The 13,421-nt window shown below is 69.1% G+C and carries 13 protein-coding genes and 1 pseudogene; 5 read left to right on the top strand and 9 right to left on the bottom strand.

Annotation, left to right across the window (positions count from 1 at the left end; genetic code table 11):
* A complete protein-coding gene (gene cobM, locus E0E05_RS12450) occupies positions 1 to 777 on the top strand; it encodes a precorrin-4 C(11)-methyltransferase (protein WP_131617006.1) in 777 nt (258 codons plus the stop codon).
* 21 nt (positions 778 to 798) lie between these two features.
* Here cobM and E0E05_RS17710 read toward each other — a convergent pair.
* The 6 genes and pseudogenes from E0E05_RS17710 to E0E05_RS12415 all read right to left on the bottom strand — a co-directional run bounded on the left by E0E05_RS17710 (position 799) and on the right by E0E05_RS12415 (position 5,087).
* Positions 799 to 1,296 (bottom strand): annotated as a pseudogene (locus E0E05_RS17710) (SRPBCC family protein).
* Between the two features lie 57 nt (positions 1,297 to 1,353).
* Positions 1,354 to 1,818 carry an SRPBCC domain-containing protein gene (locus tag E0E05_RS12435; RefSeq protein WP_158629360.1) on the bottom strand — a complete coding sequence of 155 codons (465 nt, stop codon included), beginning with the start codon at positions 1,816 to 1,818 and terminating at the stop codon, positions 1,354 to 1,356.
* Complete coding sequence (locus tag E0E05_RS12430) at positions 1,815 to 2,756, bottom strand: SRPBCC domain-containing protein (protein ID WP_158629359.1); 942 nt, start codon at positions 2,754 to 2,756, stop codon at positions 1,815 to 1,817. Before E0E05_RS12430 ends, E0E05_RS12435 begins: the two co-directional genes overlap by 4 nt.
* Positions 2,740 to 3,126 carry an ArsR/SmtB family transcription factor gene (locus E0E05_RS12425; protein WP_131617002.1) on the bottom strand — a complete coding sequence of 129 codons (387 nt, stop codon included), beginning with the start codon at positions 3,124 to 3,126 and terminating at the stop codon, positions 2,740 to 2,742. The genes E0E05_RS12430 and E0E05_RS12425 overlap by 17 nt, the downstream gene beginning before the upstream one ends.
* 168 nt (positions 3,127 to 3,294) lie before the next feature.
* On the bottom strand, positions 3,295 to 3,966 hold the full coding sequence (locus E0E05_RS12420; RefSeq protein WP_131617001.1) for a cobalt-precorrin-6A reductase: 672 nt from the start codon (positions 3,964 to 3,966) through the stop codon (positions 3,295 to 3,297).
* Positions 3,963 to 5,087 carry a cobalt-precorrin-5B (C(1))-methyltransferase gene (locus E0E05_RS12415; RefSeq protein WP_131617000.1) on the bottom strand — a complete coding sequence of 375 codons (1,125 nt, stop codon included), beginning with the start codon at positions 5,085 to 5,087 and terminating at the stop codon, positions 3,963 to 3,965. Before E0E05_RS12415 ends, E0E05_RS12420 begins: the two co-directional genes overlap by 4 nt.
* A 68-nt stretch (positions 5,088 to 5,155) precedes the next feature.
* On the opposite strand from E0E05_RS12415, the gene cobA reads away from it, so the two are divergent.
* From cobA to cbiB, 4 genes are read left to right on the top strand one after another with little or no spacing between them, the layout of a single operon-like run.
* Positions 5,156 to 5,986 carry a uroporphyrinogen-III C-methyltransferase gene (gene cobA, locus E0E05_RS12410; RefSeq protein WP_131618024.1) on the top strand — a complete coding sequence of 277 codons (831 nt, stop codon included), beginning with the start codon at positions 5,156 to 5,158 and terminating at the stop codon, positions 5,984 to 5,986.
* Positions 5,983 to 7,446: a cobyrinic acid a,c-diamide synthase CobB gene (locus E0E05_RS12405; protein ID WP_131616999.1), complete on the top strand. Its 1,464-nt coding sequence runs from the start codon at positions 5,983 to 5,985 to the stop codon at positions 7,444 to 7,446. Before cobA ends, E0E05_RS12405 begins: the two co-directional genes overlap by 4 nt.
* A gap of 2 nt (positions 7,447 to 7,448) precedes the next feature.
* Entirely contained in the window at positions 7,449 to 8,450 is a 1,002-nt protein-coding gene (gene cobD, locus E0E05_RS12400; protein ID WP_210215707.1) for a threonine-phosphate decarboxylase CobD, read from the top strand.
* Positions 8,451 to 8,468: 18 nt separating this feature from the next.
* Entirely contained in the window at positions 8,469 to 9,431 is a 963-nt protein-coding gene (cbiB, locus tag E0E05_RS12395) for an adenosylcobinamide-phosphate synthase CbiB (protein WP_131616997.1), read from the top strand.
* Positions 9,432 to 9,545: 114 nt separating this feature from the next.
* Here the strand turns inward: cbiB and E0E05_RS12390 are convergent, their stop codons facing one another.
* The 3 genes from E0E05_RS12390 to E0E05_RS12380 are packed head-to-tail and all read right to left on the bottom strand — an operon-like array spanning position 9,546 to position 13,023.
* Entirely contained in the window at positions 9,546 to 11,213 is a 1,668-nt protein-coding gene (locus E0E05_RS12390; RefSeq protein WP_131616996.1) for an ABC transporter ATP-binding protein, read from the bottom strand.
* Positions 11,210 to 12,082: an ABC transporter permease gene (locus E0E05_RS12385; protein ID WP_131616995.1), complete on the bottom strand. Its 873-nt coding sequence runs from the start codon at positions 12,080 to 12,082 to the stop codon at positions 11,210 to 11,212. Before E0E05_RS12385 ends, E0E05_RS12390 begins: the two co-directional genes overlap by 4 nt.
* Positions 12,079 to 13,023: an ABC transporter permease gene (locus tag E0E05_RS12380; protein WP_131616994.1), complete on the bottom strand. Its 945-nt coding sequence runs from the start codon at positions 13,021 to 13,023 to the stop codon at positions 12,079 to 12,081. Before E0E05_RS12380 ends, E0E05_RS12385 begins: the two co-directional genes overlap by 4 nt.
* Positions 13,024 to 13,421: the final 398 nt, after the last annotated feature.

Here is a 13,421-nt window from a genome sequence, read left to right as displayed (position 1 = left end):
ATGACCGTTCACTTCATCGGCGCCGGGCCGGGCGCGCCCGATCTGATCACCGTGCGCGGTCTTCGCCTGATAGAGCGATGCCCCGTGTGCCTTTACGCCGGCTCGCTGGTGCCCGCCGAAATCGTCGCGGCGGCCCCGGAAGGCGCGCACGTGCTCGACACCGCGCCGATGCATCTGGACCAGATCATCGCAGAGATCGAGGCGGCGCATGCGGCCGGCCACGATGTGGCGCGGGTGCATTCGGGCGATCCGTCGATCTACGGGGCGATCGCCGAGCAGATGCGCCGGCTCGACGCGCTGGAAATCCCGTACGAGGTGGTGCCGGGCGTGCCGGCGTTCGCCGCTGCCGCCGCCGCGCTCAAGACGGAACTGACCCTGCCGGAAATCGCCCAGACCGTGATCGCCACGCGCACCGGCATGAAGGCGTCGGCGATGCCCGAGGGCGAGCAGCTCGAAGTGCTCGGCCGGTCGGGCGCGACGCTCGCCATCCACCTGTCGATCCGCAATCTCGATTACATCCGCCGGGCGCTGGAGCCCTATTATGGCGCCGACTGTCCGGTGGTGATCGCCTACCGGGCCACCTGGCCGGACGAACTTTATATCCGAACCACGCTCGCCGGGATGAAGGATGAGGTGCGCGCCGCCAAGATCACGCGCACCGCGCTCGTGCTCGTCGGGCCGGTGTTCGGAAAGGCCGAGTTCCGCGACAGCGACCTTTATAACGCCGATTTCGCCCATGTGCTGCGGAACCGGGGCAAGAAGGCGAAGGCGGGATAGGCGCGGCCAGTCCCTTCAGGCTCAGCGCGCGAGCTCCGCAACGAGCCCGTCCAGCTTGGCGAAGCTGCCGGTCCAGCCCTGCTCGGCGCCCATCTTCAGGATCGCGTCTCGCGCCTCGGCGGACTTGAAGGTCTGCCGGACGGTCTGTCGCGTCCGATCGCCCGGCAGCGGTTCGAGCGTCATCTCCATCACCGTTTCGACCTGCGTGTCCGCGCTCTCTTCGGAAACGAACCTGTTTTACTGCTCCAGCCAGTCGTCCGGATAGTTCTCGCCGCCGCTGGTCATGACGAGCCGGCGCGGCGGCTCGATGGAGACGATCGTCGAATCGACCGGATAGTCCTGGTCGAAGTCCGTGCCGGCCGGCCCGCGCATGATCACGCGCCAGCGGCCGCCGGGGCGCGCGTCGACCACGCAGCCATGATTGGTGAAGCCTTCGGGGCCCCACCAGCGGGCGAGCAGGTCCGGATCGGTCCAGGCGCGCCAGATCAGCTCCGGCGGCGCGTCGAATTCGCGGATCATGACGAAATCGGCATCGGGGGTTTCGACGGTCGTGGGGGACGTCCCGGCGGTCATCGCCTATCTTTTCGCGGCTTCGGCGGCGACGACGTCCGCGAGCTTGTCGATCGAGGTCTTGGTGCCCATGGTCCGGTCGGCGACCGTCTCGCGCCCGTCGATGAAGGCGATCGATTCGACAAACCGCATCGTCGTGCGGCCGTCATCCGGCTCGAACTCGACGCTGGTGGCGGCGACCGAGGCGACATTCTCGTTATCGGCCGTGATCGTTGTGAAGACGATGCGCCGTTCGGGCACGACTTCGGGATAGTGCGCGGTGAAGTGGACCGTCATCTCCTCGCCCGGTCCGCAATGGCAGACCTCGGTGCCGCCGGGACGCAGGTCGTAATTGTCGAACACCATGGTCCAGGTGGAGGAGGGGTTCTGCCAGCGCTGGCGCAGCGCCGGCTCGGTCCAGGCGCGCCAGACCAGGGAAACCGGTGCGTCGAATTTGCGTTCGATCTCGATCTTCTCGTGAGCGACGGTCATGACGCGGTCTCCCTGAGGCTTGCCACATGCTGTTCGAGGTGACCAAGCGTCTGCTGCCATCCCTCGCGGTGGCCGTCGCGGCTTTGCGCGTCGGGCAGGCCGGACATCGCAAAGCGCATGTGCGTCTTGCCGTGGCGGTCTTCGAAGGTCACCGTGATCAGATGCTCGCTGCTCGTGCCGAAGGGCGAATGGGTCCAGCGATGGGTGAAGACGAGCCGTTCGTTCTCGACGACCTCGCGATAGGTGCCGCCGACGTGCCATTCGGCGCCGTCGGCCTGATCGCGCATCTTCGACCACCATTGCCCGCCTACCGAAACGTCCGCGTCCTGTTCGATCAGCGTGAAGCGCTCGGGCAGCATCCAGACATCGACATGCCGTTTCTGCGTGAAGCAACGCCAGACGAGATCGACTGGCGCGTCGAACACGCGGTCGATGGTGAAGCTCGTGGCCGATTGTTCCTCGCCGAGCAGGTCGACCAGCCGGGCAAAGCTGGCGTTCATGCCTTCCTCCATGCCCGAGGCCGCCATCGCATCGCGCGTTTCGATGGTCGGGCATTGCGAACGGGCGGTGACCTGGGTGCCGTCCCCGGCCGCCTCGAAGGTGATCGTCTCGACGATCGGGGGCTCGTCGCGCAGGCCCTCCATGTCCATGCGGAAGGTCTGCTCGAGCAGGCGTGGCGGGTCGAACCGCAGATACTCGCCGAAGAAGGCGTATCGGGTGCCGCCCGGATCCATCTGCTCCATGCGCCATGCACCGCCCTCGCGCGGCTCGATCGTGCATCTCGTCATCACCATGCCGGGTGGGCCGAGCCACCACTGGCGCAGCAGTTCGGCGTCCGTCCACGCGCGGAAGACGAGCGCCGGCGGGGCGTCGAACCGGCGTCTGACGAGGATGACCGGCTCGTTCGCCGGCAGGCTCAGTTCAGTGCGATGGGTCATCGTCCTCGTCCTTTCCCGGAACCCCCTCGGGTGCCGATTGCAGTTCGGCGAGCAGCGCATCGAGCCGGTCGAACCGCGCCTCCCAGAGCCTGCGATATTCGGCGAGCCAGTCCGAGGCTTCCTTCAGCGGCTCGGGATTGATTTTGCAGGGCCGGAACTGGGCCTGGCGGGAACGCTCGATCAGCCCGGCCTTCTCGAGCACCTTCAGATGGCGCGAGAAGCCGGGCAGCGACATGTCGAACGGTTCGGCCAGTTCGGTGACCGTCGCCTCGCCCCTGTCGGCAAGCTGCGCCAGAACGGCACGTCGGGTCGGATCGGCGAGGGCGGCGAAGGTGGCGTCGAGAATGTGCGGGTCAGATGTATTTAGCATATGAGTTAATTAACACGAATGCTAAACAAGTGCAATGGCCGCGTCTCCGTCGTCCGAATTTCCTCCCGATCCTTCGAGGCTCGCTGCGCTCACACCTCAGGATGAGGGAGAGGCGAAGGCTATCGAGTGCGGGGCAATGGTGTGGCTTGCAGAGGACGGGCGGCAGGCTCACCGCCCGATCATGATCACCGGAATGCGGAGCGTACGGGCGGCGGCGATCTTGCCATGGGACCGGTCGCCGCCGGAGTTGCGGCAGACGATGTGGTCGATCGCATGGGTGCGCAGGAGCGCGGCCTCTTCGTCCGCCTGTCCCGGCTTGCCCGTGATGATCGCGTGGTGTTTGAGCGGGAGCGGCGCGGCCGGTTGGTCGACCATGCGCACCAGGAAGAAGACATCGTCGCGGCCGGCGAACGGCTTCAGATGCTGCCGGCCGAGCGCCAGCAAGGCACGCGCGCCGGCCGGCAGGGCGCTGGCCGCCTCGGCCTCGGACGACACCTCGATCCAGTCATCGCCCGGTTGGCGTTCCCATGGCCGTCTCGTCCGCACCTCCAGAGGCACGCCGGCGATGGCGGCCGCCCTCTCGGCGTTCGCCGAAATCCTGCGCGCATAGGGGTGGGTGGTGTCGATCAGATCGGTGACGCCTTCGGCGCGCAGATAGGCGGCAAGCCCCTCGGGGCCGCCGAACCCGCCGGTCCGCGTTTCGCCCGCGACCGGTTCGGCCGCCTGCGTGCGGCCGGCCAGGGAGGTGATCACGCGCCAGTCCGGATGGGCCGCCACGATTTCGGCGGCGAGCATCGCCGCCTCGCGCGTGCCGCCCAGAATGAGGACGGTCCGGGTCATGCAAAGCCCGTGCGCGCAAGGATCGCGCCCTGCCGGTCGACGATGATCACTTCGGTCGAAACGGGCGCGCCGCGCAGCGTCTCCAGCGCGGTGGCGCGCGCCCTGAGAGCCACGTGAAGCGGCAGGTCGAGGCCGGCGTCGCGAGATAATTCAAGCACTTGCGCGGCGGTGTTGGCATTGAGAATCCGGTCCCTGAGAAACTGATTCACCTGGTCTCCGGTCAGGTCCGCAAGGAAACCCATATCGACCTGGCTGCGTGCCGAATGAAGGTCGAGGGCGCCCTGGGCGAGCTTGGTGATCTTGGCGAACCCGCCGGCGATGGTCAGCCTCGGCACCGGGTGCGCGCGCAGATATTTCATCAGGCCGCCGGCGAAATCGCCCATGTCGAGAAGGGCGATGTCGGGCAGGCCGTAGAGCGCCTGAACAGCGGTCTCCGAGGTCGAGCCGGTCGAGCCAAGCACATGGTCGAGGCCGGCGGCGCGGGCGACATCGATGCCGCGATGGATGGAGTGGATCCACGCCGCGCAGGAGAAGGGGTGGACGATGCCCGTGGTGCCGAGGATCGAGATGCCGCCGACGATCCCCAGACGCGGGTTCCAGGTCTTTTCGGCGATCGCCGCGCCGCCGGGCACCGAAATCGTCACCGTGATGTCCGGTGGCAGGCGATTATCGGCACAGAGTTGCTTCACCACGTCGGTCATCATCCGGCGTGGGACGGGGTTGATCGCCGCCTCGCCGGGCTCCAGCGGCAGGCCCGGTCGCGTCACCGTGCCGACCCCGTCGCCGGCGCGAAAGACAGTGCCGCTTTCCGGCTTGCCGCGCGCCACGCGCGCGATCACCATGGCGCCATGGGTCACGTCCGGATCATCGCCGGCATCCTTGACGATGCCGGCCTCCGCAAAGCCGTCGCCGCGCTTTTCGTGCGCGAGCGCGAAGGCGGGCGTTTCGCCCTTCGGCAGGGTGATCGTCACCGGATCGGGGAAATCACCATCCAGAAGCGCAGTGAGGGCGGCCCTGGTGGCGGCCGTCGCGCAGGCGCCCGTGGTCCAGCCGCGCCGGAGCGGGCCGCCCGGCTTGCGGCTGCCGGCATCGGGTTCGTCCTGATGTGGCGCGGCGGTCATCGCTGTCTTATAGGGGAGCGGTGATGGCCGACGAAACAGACAAATTCTCCGCCGACCCCAACGCGCGCATGCCGGCCCTGCCGGCGTTCGAGCCAGGCCATGTCTGGCTCGTCGGTGCGGGGCCGGGCGATCCCGGCCTTCTGACGCTGCACGCGGCGCATGCGCTCGCCCATGCCGATGTCATCGTCCACGACGCGCTGGTCGATCCGGCCTGTCTGGCGCTGGCGCGGCCGGGCGCGACGCTCGAATATGCGGGCAAACGCGGCGGCAAGCCCTCGCCCAAACAGCGCGACATCTCGTTGCGGCTGGTCGAACTCGCCCGCGCTGGCAAGCGGGTGCTGCGGCTGAAGGGCGGCGACCCGTTCGTCTTCGGGCGCGGCGGCGAGGAGGCGCTGACGCTCGTCGCCCACACCGTCCCGTTCCGCATCGTGCCAGGCGTGACGGCGGGGATCGGCGGGCTTGCCTATGCGGGCATTCCGGCAACGCACCGCGACACCAACCACGCCGTGACGTTTCTGACCGGCCACGATTCGAGCGGCGTCGTGCCCGATGCGATCGACTGGCACCATGTGGCCAAAGGCTCGCCGGTGCTCGTCATGTACATGGCGATGAAGCATATCGGCGCGATCACGGCCCGGCTGATCGAGGCGGGGCGGGGACCGGACGAGCCGCTCGCCTTCGTCTGCAACGCGGCGACCGGCCGCCAGCAGGTGCTCGAAACCACGCTCGCGCGCGCTGAAGCCGATGTCGCCGCCTCTTCGCTCGAGCCACCGGCGATCGTCGTGGTCGGCGAGGTCGTCCGCCTGCGCGCCGGGCTCGACTGGCTCGGAGCGCTGACGGCGGGCCGCGCGCTCGATCCCGATCCGCTCGGACTGCGCCGGCAGGACGAGACGGGATGACCGGTTTCCTCGTCGCCGCGCCCCATTCGGGCAGCGGCAAGACGGTGGTCACGCTCGGCCTGCTGCGGGCGCTGCGCGATGCCGGCCATGCGATCGCGCCGGCCAAGGCAGGCCCCGACTATATCGATCCGGCCTTTCACCGCGCCGCAAGCGGTCAGTCCTGCGTCAATCTCGATCCCTGGGCGATGCGGCCGGCGCTGCTGGGCGCACTGGCCACCGGGCACGGGGCCGGGCGGCTGCTCGTCACCGAGGCGATGATGGGGCTTTTCGACGGCGCCGCCGACAGCACCGGCTCGGCGGCCGATCTGGCCGCATTGCTCGGCCTGCCGGTGGTCTTCGTCGTCGACGCCTCGCGCATGGCGCAATCGGTCGCCGCGCTCGTTTCGGGCTATCGCTTCCATCGCGCCGATGTCGCCTTTGCCGGCATCATTCTCAACCGGGTCGGCAGCGCGCGGCACGAGACGATGCTGCGCGACGCGCTCGCGCCCTTGGGCGTTCCCGTGCTCGGCGTGGTACCGCACGATGCTGCCTTGGCCCTTCCGTCACGCCATCTGGGGCTGGTGCAGGCGGGCGAGCATGAAGAACTCGAGGCGTTCATCGCCCATGCCGGCGCGGTGATGGCCCGGTGCTGCGACCTGCCGGCGCTCGCCGGCCTCGCCCTTCGACAGGCTCAGGGTGAGGGCAGCGGGGTGGCTCTGGTCGAGGACGGTGGGGCGGTAGATATCCCTCATCCTGAGGCGCGAGGCCAACATCACCCTGACCCTTCGAGGCTCGCTATGCTCGCTCCTCAGGATGAGGGTGATGTGGGGCGAGCCTCGAAGGACGAGGGATATCGGCGGGACGCCGAGGAAGACCATCCCGTCTCGCCCATCCCGCCGCTCGGCCAGCGCATCGCAGTGGCGCGCGACATCGCCTTCGCGTTCGCCTATCCGCATCTGCTCGATGGCTGGCGGGCGCAAGGCGCCGAACTGGCGTTCTTCTCGCCGCTGGGCGACGAAGCGCCCGATGCGTCCGCCGATGCGGTGTTCCTGCCCGGCGGCTATCCGGAATTGCATGCGGGCGCGCTCGCGGCGGCCGACGGGTTTCGCGCCGGCATGGCGGCGGCGCGCGACCGGGGCGCTGCGATCTATGGCGAGTGCGGCGGCTACATGGCGCTGGGCGAGGGGCTGGTCGACGCCGATGGCGCGCGCCATGCGATGCTGGGTTTCCTGCCGGTGGAGACGAGCTTTGCGACGCGCACGCGCCATCTGGGCTATCGCCGGCTCGACCCGCTCGCCGGCGCGCCATGGCCGATGCCGCTGACCGCGCACGAGTTCCACTATGCGACGGTGTTGCGCGAGGGGCTGGGGGACGCGCTTTTTGCGGCGCGCGATGCGCGCGGCGCCGATCTGGGGCATTATGGGCGGCGAGTCGGCACCGTGTCGGGATCATGGTGCCATGTGATCGACAGGGCGGATTGATCGTGTCACCACCGCGCCATGGCGGATCGCTCGACCGGGCCGTCGCCGAACATGGCGGCGCGCACGCGGACTGGCTCGACCTGTCGACCGGTATCAACCCGGTGCCGTGGCCGGTGCCGCCGATCCCGGCCGAGGCCTGGGAACGGTTGCCCGAGCCGAGCCTCGAGGAGTACTGCCTCGACGCGGCCCGCGCCTATTATGGCGTGCCGGAGGGCGCGGCCATCGTCGCCGCGCCGGGCACGCAGGCGATCATCCAGCGGCTGGGCGATCTGGTCGGCACGAACCGCCGCATCGGCATCGTCACGCCGACCTACGGCGAATATGACTGGTGCCTTTCGACGCCCGACCGGGTGGTTGGCACCGTGCGCGCGATTCCCTCCTACGAAGATGGCTATGACGGCGTCGTCTTCGGCAATCCCAACAATCCCGATGGCGCCCGGCACGATGGCGAGGCCGACCGCAAGGCCGTCGACGCGCTGCTTGCGCACAATGGCACGGTGATCGTCGACGAGGCGTTCGCCGACGTGGCGCCCGAAGCGTCCTACGTGCCGCAATGCGGGGCCGATGGCCTGATCGTCTTGCGCTCGTTCGGAAAGTTCTTCGGGCTGGCCGGCATCCGCCTGGGCTTCGCCATCGGCCCGAAGGCCGACATGGCCCGGCTGCGGCGGCTGCTCGGGCCATGGGCGGTGCCCGGACCGGCGCTTTTTGTCGGCGGCCGTGCGATGCGCGACATCGCCTGGGTCGCCGAAACGCGGACCCGGCTTGCGCGCGACCGGCAGCGGCTGACCGGCCTGCTCGAACGGAGCGGGTTTTCCATCGTCGGCCATACCGATCTGTTCGTGCTGGCAAGTCATGATCGCGCGCCGGCCATTGCCGCCGAGCTTGCCCGCCAGCACATATGGCTGCGCGCTTTCGACAAGGACGCCTCCTGGCTGCGGTTCGGCCTGCCCGGCGACGAGGCCGGGTTCGCGCGGCTCGAAAAGGCGCTTGCGGCGGCCTTCTGATCCGGCCATCACGCCGCCATGGGCGAAACGCTGATCATCCTGTTTGCCGCGCTCGTCGTCGACCGCCTGGTCGGCGATCCGGACTGGCTGTGGCGGCGCGTGCCGCACCCGGTCGTCGGTTTCGGCAGGCTGATCGGCTGGGCCGACGCGCGGTTCAACGATCCCGCGACCGCCGAGCGCCAGCGCGAGAAGTACGGGTTCATCGCGATCGCGGCGCTGCTGGTCGGCGCGGCGGTACTCGGTTCGCTCATGGACGATGTGCTTGAGGGCTGGGGCGGTCTCGGGCTGGTGGCCGAAACGCTGATCGTCGCGGTCTTCCTCGCCCAGAAATCGCTGGCCGACCATGTCGGCGCGGTCGCGCGCGGCCTGCGTGGCGGCGGGCTCGAAGGCGGCCGGCGCGCCGTGGCGCAGATCGTCGGGCGCGATCCCGAAACGCTGGACGAGGCCGGCGTCAGCCGCGCGGCGATCGAGACGCTGGCCGAGAACGCCTCGGACGGCGTCGTCGCACCGGCGTTCTGGTATGCCGTGTTCGGCCTGCCGGGCCTTTTCGCCTACAAGATGCTGAACACGGCCGACTCGATGATCGGGCACCGGACCGAGCGCCACCGCGCCTTCGGCCGGGCCTCGGCGCGGCTCGATGATCTCGGCAACTGGCTGCCGGCGCGGCTAACGGCGCTGCTGATCGTCATCGCCGGCGGATGGTCGGCGTTTCGCACACGCTGGGACCTCGTCATGCGCGATGCGAAGCTGCACCGGTCGCCGAACGCCGGCTGGCCGGAAAGCGCGATGGCGGTGGTCACGGGCCTTTCGCTCGGCGGTCCGCGCGTCTACCGCGACGACGTCGCCGACGAGCCGTTCATGAACGATGCGGGCCGCAAGGACGCCGGGCCGGACGATATCGACGCGGCGCTCGTCACCTTCTGGCGGACGATGACGGCGCTGACGGCGGTGGTCGGTGTTCTGGCTGTGTTGGCGGGTTGATCCCTCTCCCCGCACGCGGGGAGAGGGATACGAGACCGCGCGCGCGAAGCGGGCGCTGGTCGCAGTTGGGTGAGGGGGCGCGGCCCCTCATCCGCCCCGTCCTAATCCTTCGGATCACGACGGGGCACCTTCTCCCCGCCCGCGGGGAGAAGGGGGCGCAGCGCTTCCCAGCCGCCTCTCGATCGCCCTGGTTAAGTCCGGAGCGGCGGCGACCAGCCGTTGCGCGGCCCCGGTCTGCGGGTCGTCGAGCACGTCGGCCGTCGCACCGCGTTCGACGATCCGTCCTGCATCCATCACCATGACCTCGTGCGTGATCGCGCGGGCGACGGTCAGATCGTGCGTGATGAACAGGTAGGCAAGGCCCAGTTCGTCGTTGAGCCGGGCGAACAGATCGAGGATCTGCGCGCGGATCGACACATCGAGCGCCGAGACCGGCTCGTCGCAGACGACGAGTTTGGGCCGGGTGATGATGGCGCGGGCGATGGCCAGCCTTTGTCTCTGCCCGCCGGAGAATTCGTGCGGATAGCGGAACATGGCGTCGGTCGGCATGCCGACCTCGGTCAGCGCGGCGGCAACGCGGTCGCGGCGCTCGGAGCGGGCGAGCAGCCTGTCTTCGAGATGCAGCGGTTCGGCGACCAGCCGCTCGACCGTCTGGCGCGGGTCGAACGAGCCATAGGGATCCTGAAAGACCACCTGCATTTCGCGGCGGGCGGGGCGCAGGTCGCGGTCGTCTAGCAGCGAGGTCTCCATGCCGTCGAAGGACACGATGCCCGAGGTCGGCTTGTCGAGCGCCAGCACGATGCGGGCAAGGGTGGACTTGCCGCAGCCGGACTGGCCGACGAGCCCGACCGAGCGGCCCGGCGGCACGGTGAAGCTGACATCGTCGACCGCGCGGAACGGCGCGCCGCGCGCAAAAAGGCCGGTGCGCGGGCCGGGATAGTCCCTGACGAGGTTCTTCACCTCCAGCAGCGCCCAGTGCTCGGCGGGCCGGGCGCGTGTCTCCCAAATCGGCACGTGCGCGGAGGCTTCGGCAAGCTGGCGCGTATAGGGGTGCTTCTGCGCGCGCAGCACCTCGACGGCGGGCCCGGCCTCCTGCACCTGCCCGTTGCGCAGGATCGTGATCTCGTCGGCCATGCCGGCGACAACACCCAGATCGTGGCTGATCAGGATCAGGCCCATCCGGTCCTCGGCGACCAGTTCGCGCAGCAGATCGAGGATCTGCGCCTGCAGCACCACGTCGAGCGCGGTGGTCGGCTCGTCGGCTATCAGGAGTTTGGGCCGCAAGGCGCAGGCGATGGCGATGACGACGCGCTGGCGTTGTCCGCCGGACAGTTCGTGCGGATAGCGGTCGAGCGGAAAGCGCGCACGCGGCAGGCCGACCCGCTCGAGCATGCGCGCGGCGCGGGCTTCGGCATCGGCGCGGTTTGCGCCTGTGTGCCACCTGATGCCTTCGGCCACCTGCTCGCCGATCGTCTTGACCGGGTTGAGCGCGGTCATCGGTTCCTGGAAGACCATGCCGATCTCGTCGCCGCGCAGCGCGCACATGCGGGTTTCGGACGCGGTGAGCAGGTTTTCGTCGCCGAACCGGATGAGGCCGGACGCCCGCGCGCCGTTCGGCAGGAGCCGCATCGTCGTCAGCGCGGTCATCGACTTGCCAGATCCGCTCTCGCCGACGAGCGCATGCACCTGGCCGGCCTCCACCGTCAGATCGATGCCGCGCAGGATCGGCGCGCCGCCGATGGCGAGATCGAGCTTTTCGATCGTGAGGATCGGCGCGCTCATCGCTCGCGCCGCAGCCTGGGGTCGAGCACGTCGCGCAGCCCGTCGCCGAGCAGGTTCAGCCCGAGCACGGTGACGATGATGGCGATGCCCGGCGCGATCGCCATCTGCGGGGCGATCGCCATCATGGTCTGCGCCTCGGACAGCATGCGTCCCCAGCTGGTCGCCGGGGGCTGGGCGCCGAGGCCGACATAGCTGAGCGCCGCTTCTGCGAGGATGCCCAGCGAGAACTGGATCGTGCCCTGCACCAGCAGCAGGTTGGCGATGTTGGGCAGTATGTGCTCGGCCGTGATCCGCGCCGGGTCCTTGCCGGACGCGCGCGCGGCGAGGATGAACTCGCGCGGCCAAAGCGACAGCGCCGCACCGCGCGCGACGCGGGCGAAGACTGGAATGTTGAAGATGCCGATGGCGATGATCGCGTTGACGGCGCCGGGTCCGAAGATGGCGGTGATCATCACCGCCGACAGGAGCGCGGGAAAGGCGAAGATGATGTCGGAGGTGCGCATGAAGACCTCGTCCACCCAGCCGCGTTTCGCCGCCGCCCAGCAACCGAGCGGCACGCCGATGACGATGCCGATGCCGACGGCGATCAGCGCCACGGCGATCGAGTTGCGGCTGCCTTCCATGATCATCGAGACGATATCCCGGCCGAAATGGTCGGTGCCGAACCAGTGGCTCCAGGACGGGCCCTGCAGCCGGTCGGGGATCGACAGCTTGCCGACATCGTAGGGCGTCCAGACAAGCGAGACGGCGGCCATGGCGACGATAAAAAGCGTGATCAGCGCACCGGCCTGGAACGAGCGGTTGGCGCGCGCCTTTCGCAGGAAAAGCTGCCAGTCCTCATGTTCGGCGGCGACGAGATGATCGCTCATCGGCGGCGCAGCCTCGGATCGGCCCAGGCATAGGCCAGATCGACCAGGAAGTTGACGAGCACGACCGTGCCGACCAGCAGGACCACGACGCCCTCGACGACGATCAGGTCGCGCTGGTTGATCGCCTGGAAGATGAGCTGGCCGAGACCGGGCAGGTAGAAGACGTTCTCGATGATGATCGTGCCGGCCAGCAGGAAGGCGAACTGCAGGCCCATGATGGTCAGCACAGGGATCATCGCGTTGCGCAGCGCGTGGCGCCAGAGAACCCTTTCGGCCGGCAGGCCCTTGGCGCGCGCGGTGCGGATATAGTCCTCGGCGAGCGTCTCGAGCAGGGCGGAGCGGGCGACGCGGGCCAGGATCGCCGCCTGCGGCAGGGCGAGCGCGATCGCCGGCAGGATCAGCGCCCGAAGGCCCGGCCACAGCCCGTCGTCCCAGCCGGGAAAGCCGCCGGCGGGCACCCATTGCAGCGTGACGGCGAAGACGTAGACAAGCAGCAGCGCGAACCAGAAATTGGGAATCGCGATGCCGAGCTGCGTGCCGGCCATGGCGGCGGTGTCGGCCGGCCGGCCGCGCCGGGCGGCGGTGAAGATGCCGACGGGGATGGCGATCGCGGTCGACAATGCCAGCGCCAGCAGCGCCAGCGGCAGCGAGACGACGATGCGGTCGGCGATCAGTTCGATCACCGGCACCGAATAGGTCAGGCTTTCGCCGAAATCGCCGCGCGCCATGCCGGCGAGCCAGGCGAGGTAGCGGGTGATGACCGGCTGGTTCAGCCCCATCTGCTCGCGCAGGGCGGCGACGGCATCTTCGGAGGCGTTCAGGCCGAGCATCAGCCGCGCCGGATCGCCGGGCACGATCTCGAGCACGAAGAACACGATGGCGCTGGCCGCAAGCAGCGTGACGAGGACGATCAGCAGGCGACGCGCGGTGTAGGCGAGCATGGGCAAGGCTTAGCGCACCTTCGGGGTTTGCCCAAGCTCGTCCGTGCGGCGTCATCACCGGGCCCTTTCGTTTCCTTCACCGTCATTCCAGAGGGCGTCATCCCGGAACTTGATTCCGGAGTCCAGCGGCGCGGACCCGGACCATGGAGCCCGGAATCAAGTTCCGGGATGACGGCGTGCGGGGCTGGCGCCGGGCTTTCCTTCCTCTGACCTCGGGCGCAATCCGCAAGGCCGATCTCCTCTGCCCCGCCCTTAAGCGTCGCGCTGCCGCGCTCGCTGGCGGGGACTCCGTCCCCGCCGACTTTTCGGCGCGCACGCGCAGCCGTCCCGCGCCAGCGGGACTGGCGTGAGCGCAAGGAAGGCCAGAACAACGGGCGGTTTGGTGAGCCGCGATCCGA

The sequence above is a fragment of the Roseitalea porphyridii genome (assembly GCF_004331955.1).
In the GTDB taxonomy this organism is placed as follows: Bacteria; Pseudomonadota; Alphaproteobacteria; order Rhizobiales; family Rhizobiaceae; genus Roseitalea; species Roseitalea porphyridii.
Note: the sequence above shows the minus strand (reverse complement) of the source record. Positions and strands in the feature narration are given on the sequence as shown.

Excerpts from the sequence above, each read along its gene's own strand:
- cobM (WP_131617006.1), top strand. The coding sequence starts at position 1 with ATGACCGTTCACTTCATCGGCGCCGGGCCGGGCGCGCCCGATCTGATC.
- E0E05_RS12435 (WP_158629360.1), bottom strand. The coding sequence starts at position 1,818 with ATGACCGTCGCTCACGAGAAGATCGAGATCGAACGCAAATTCGACGCA.
- E0E05_RS12430 (WP_158629359.1), bottom strand. The coding sequence starts at position 2,756 with ATGACCCATCGCACTGAACTGAGCCTGCCGGCGAACGAGCCGGTCATC.
- E0E05_RS12425 (WP_131617002.1), bottom strand. The coding sequence starts at position 3,126 with ATGCTAAATACATCTGACCCGCACATTCTCGACGCCACCTTCGCCGCC.
- E0E05_RS12420 (WP_131617001.1), bottom strand. The coding sequence starts at position 3,966 with ATGACCCGGACCGTCCTCATTCTGGGCGGCACGCGCGAGGCGGCGATG.
- E0E05_RS12415 (WP_131617000.1), bottom strand. The coding sequence starts at position 5,087 with ATGACCGCCGCGCCACATCAGGACGAACCCGATGCCGGCAGCCGCAAG.
- cobA (WP_131618024.1), top strand. The coding sequence starts at position 5,156 with ATGCCGGCCCTGCCGGCGTTCGAGCCAGGCCATGTCTGGCTCGTCGGT.
- E0E05_RS12405 (WP_131616999.1), top strand. The coding sequence starts at position 5,983 with ATGACCGGTTTCCTCGTCGCCGCGCCCCATTCGGGCAGCGGCAAGACG.
- cbiB (WP_131616997.1), top strand. The coding sequence starts at position 8,469 with ATGGGCGAAACGCTGATCATCCTGTTTGCCGCGCTCGTCGTCGACCGC.
- E0E05_RS12390 (WP_131616996.1), bottom strand. The coding sequence starts at position 11,213 with ATGAGCGCGCCGATCCTCACGATCGAAAAGCTCGATCTCGCCATCGGC.
- E0E05_RS12385 (WP_131616995.1), bottom strand. The coding sequence starts at position 12,082 with ATGAGCGATCATCTCGTCGCCGCCGAACATGAGGACTGGCAGCTTTTC.
- E0E05_RS12380 (WP_131616994.1), bottom strand. The coding sequence starts at position 13,023 with ATGCTCGCCTACACCGCGCGTCGCCTGCTGATCGTCCTCGTCACGCTG.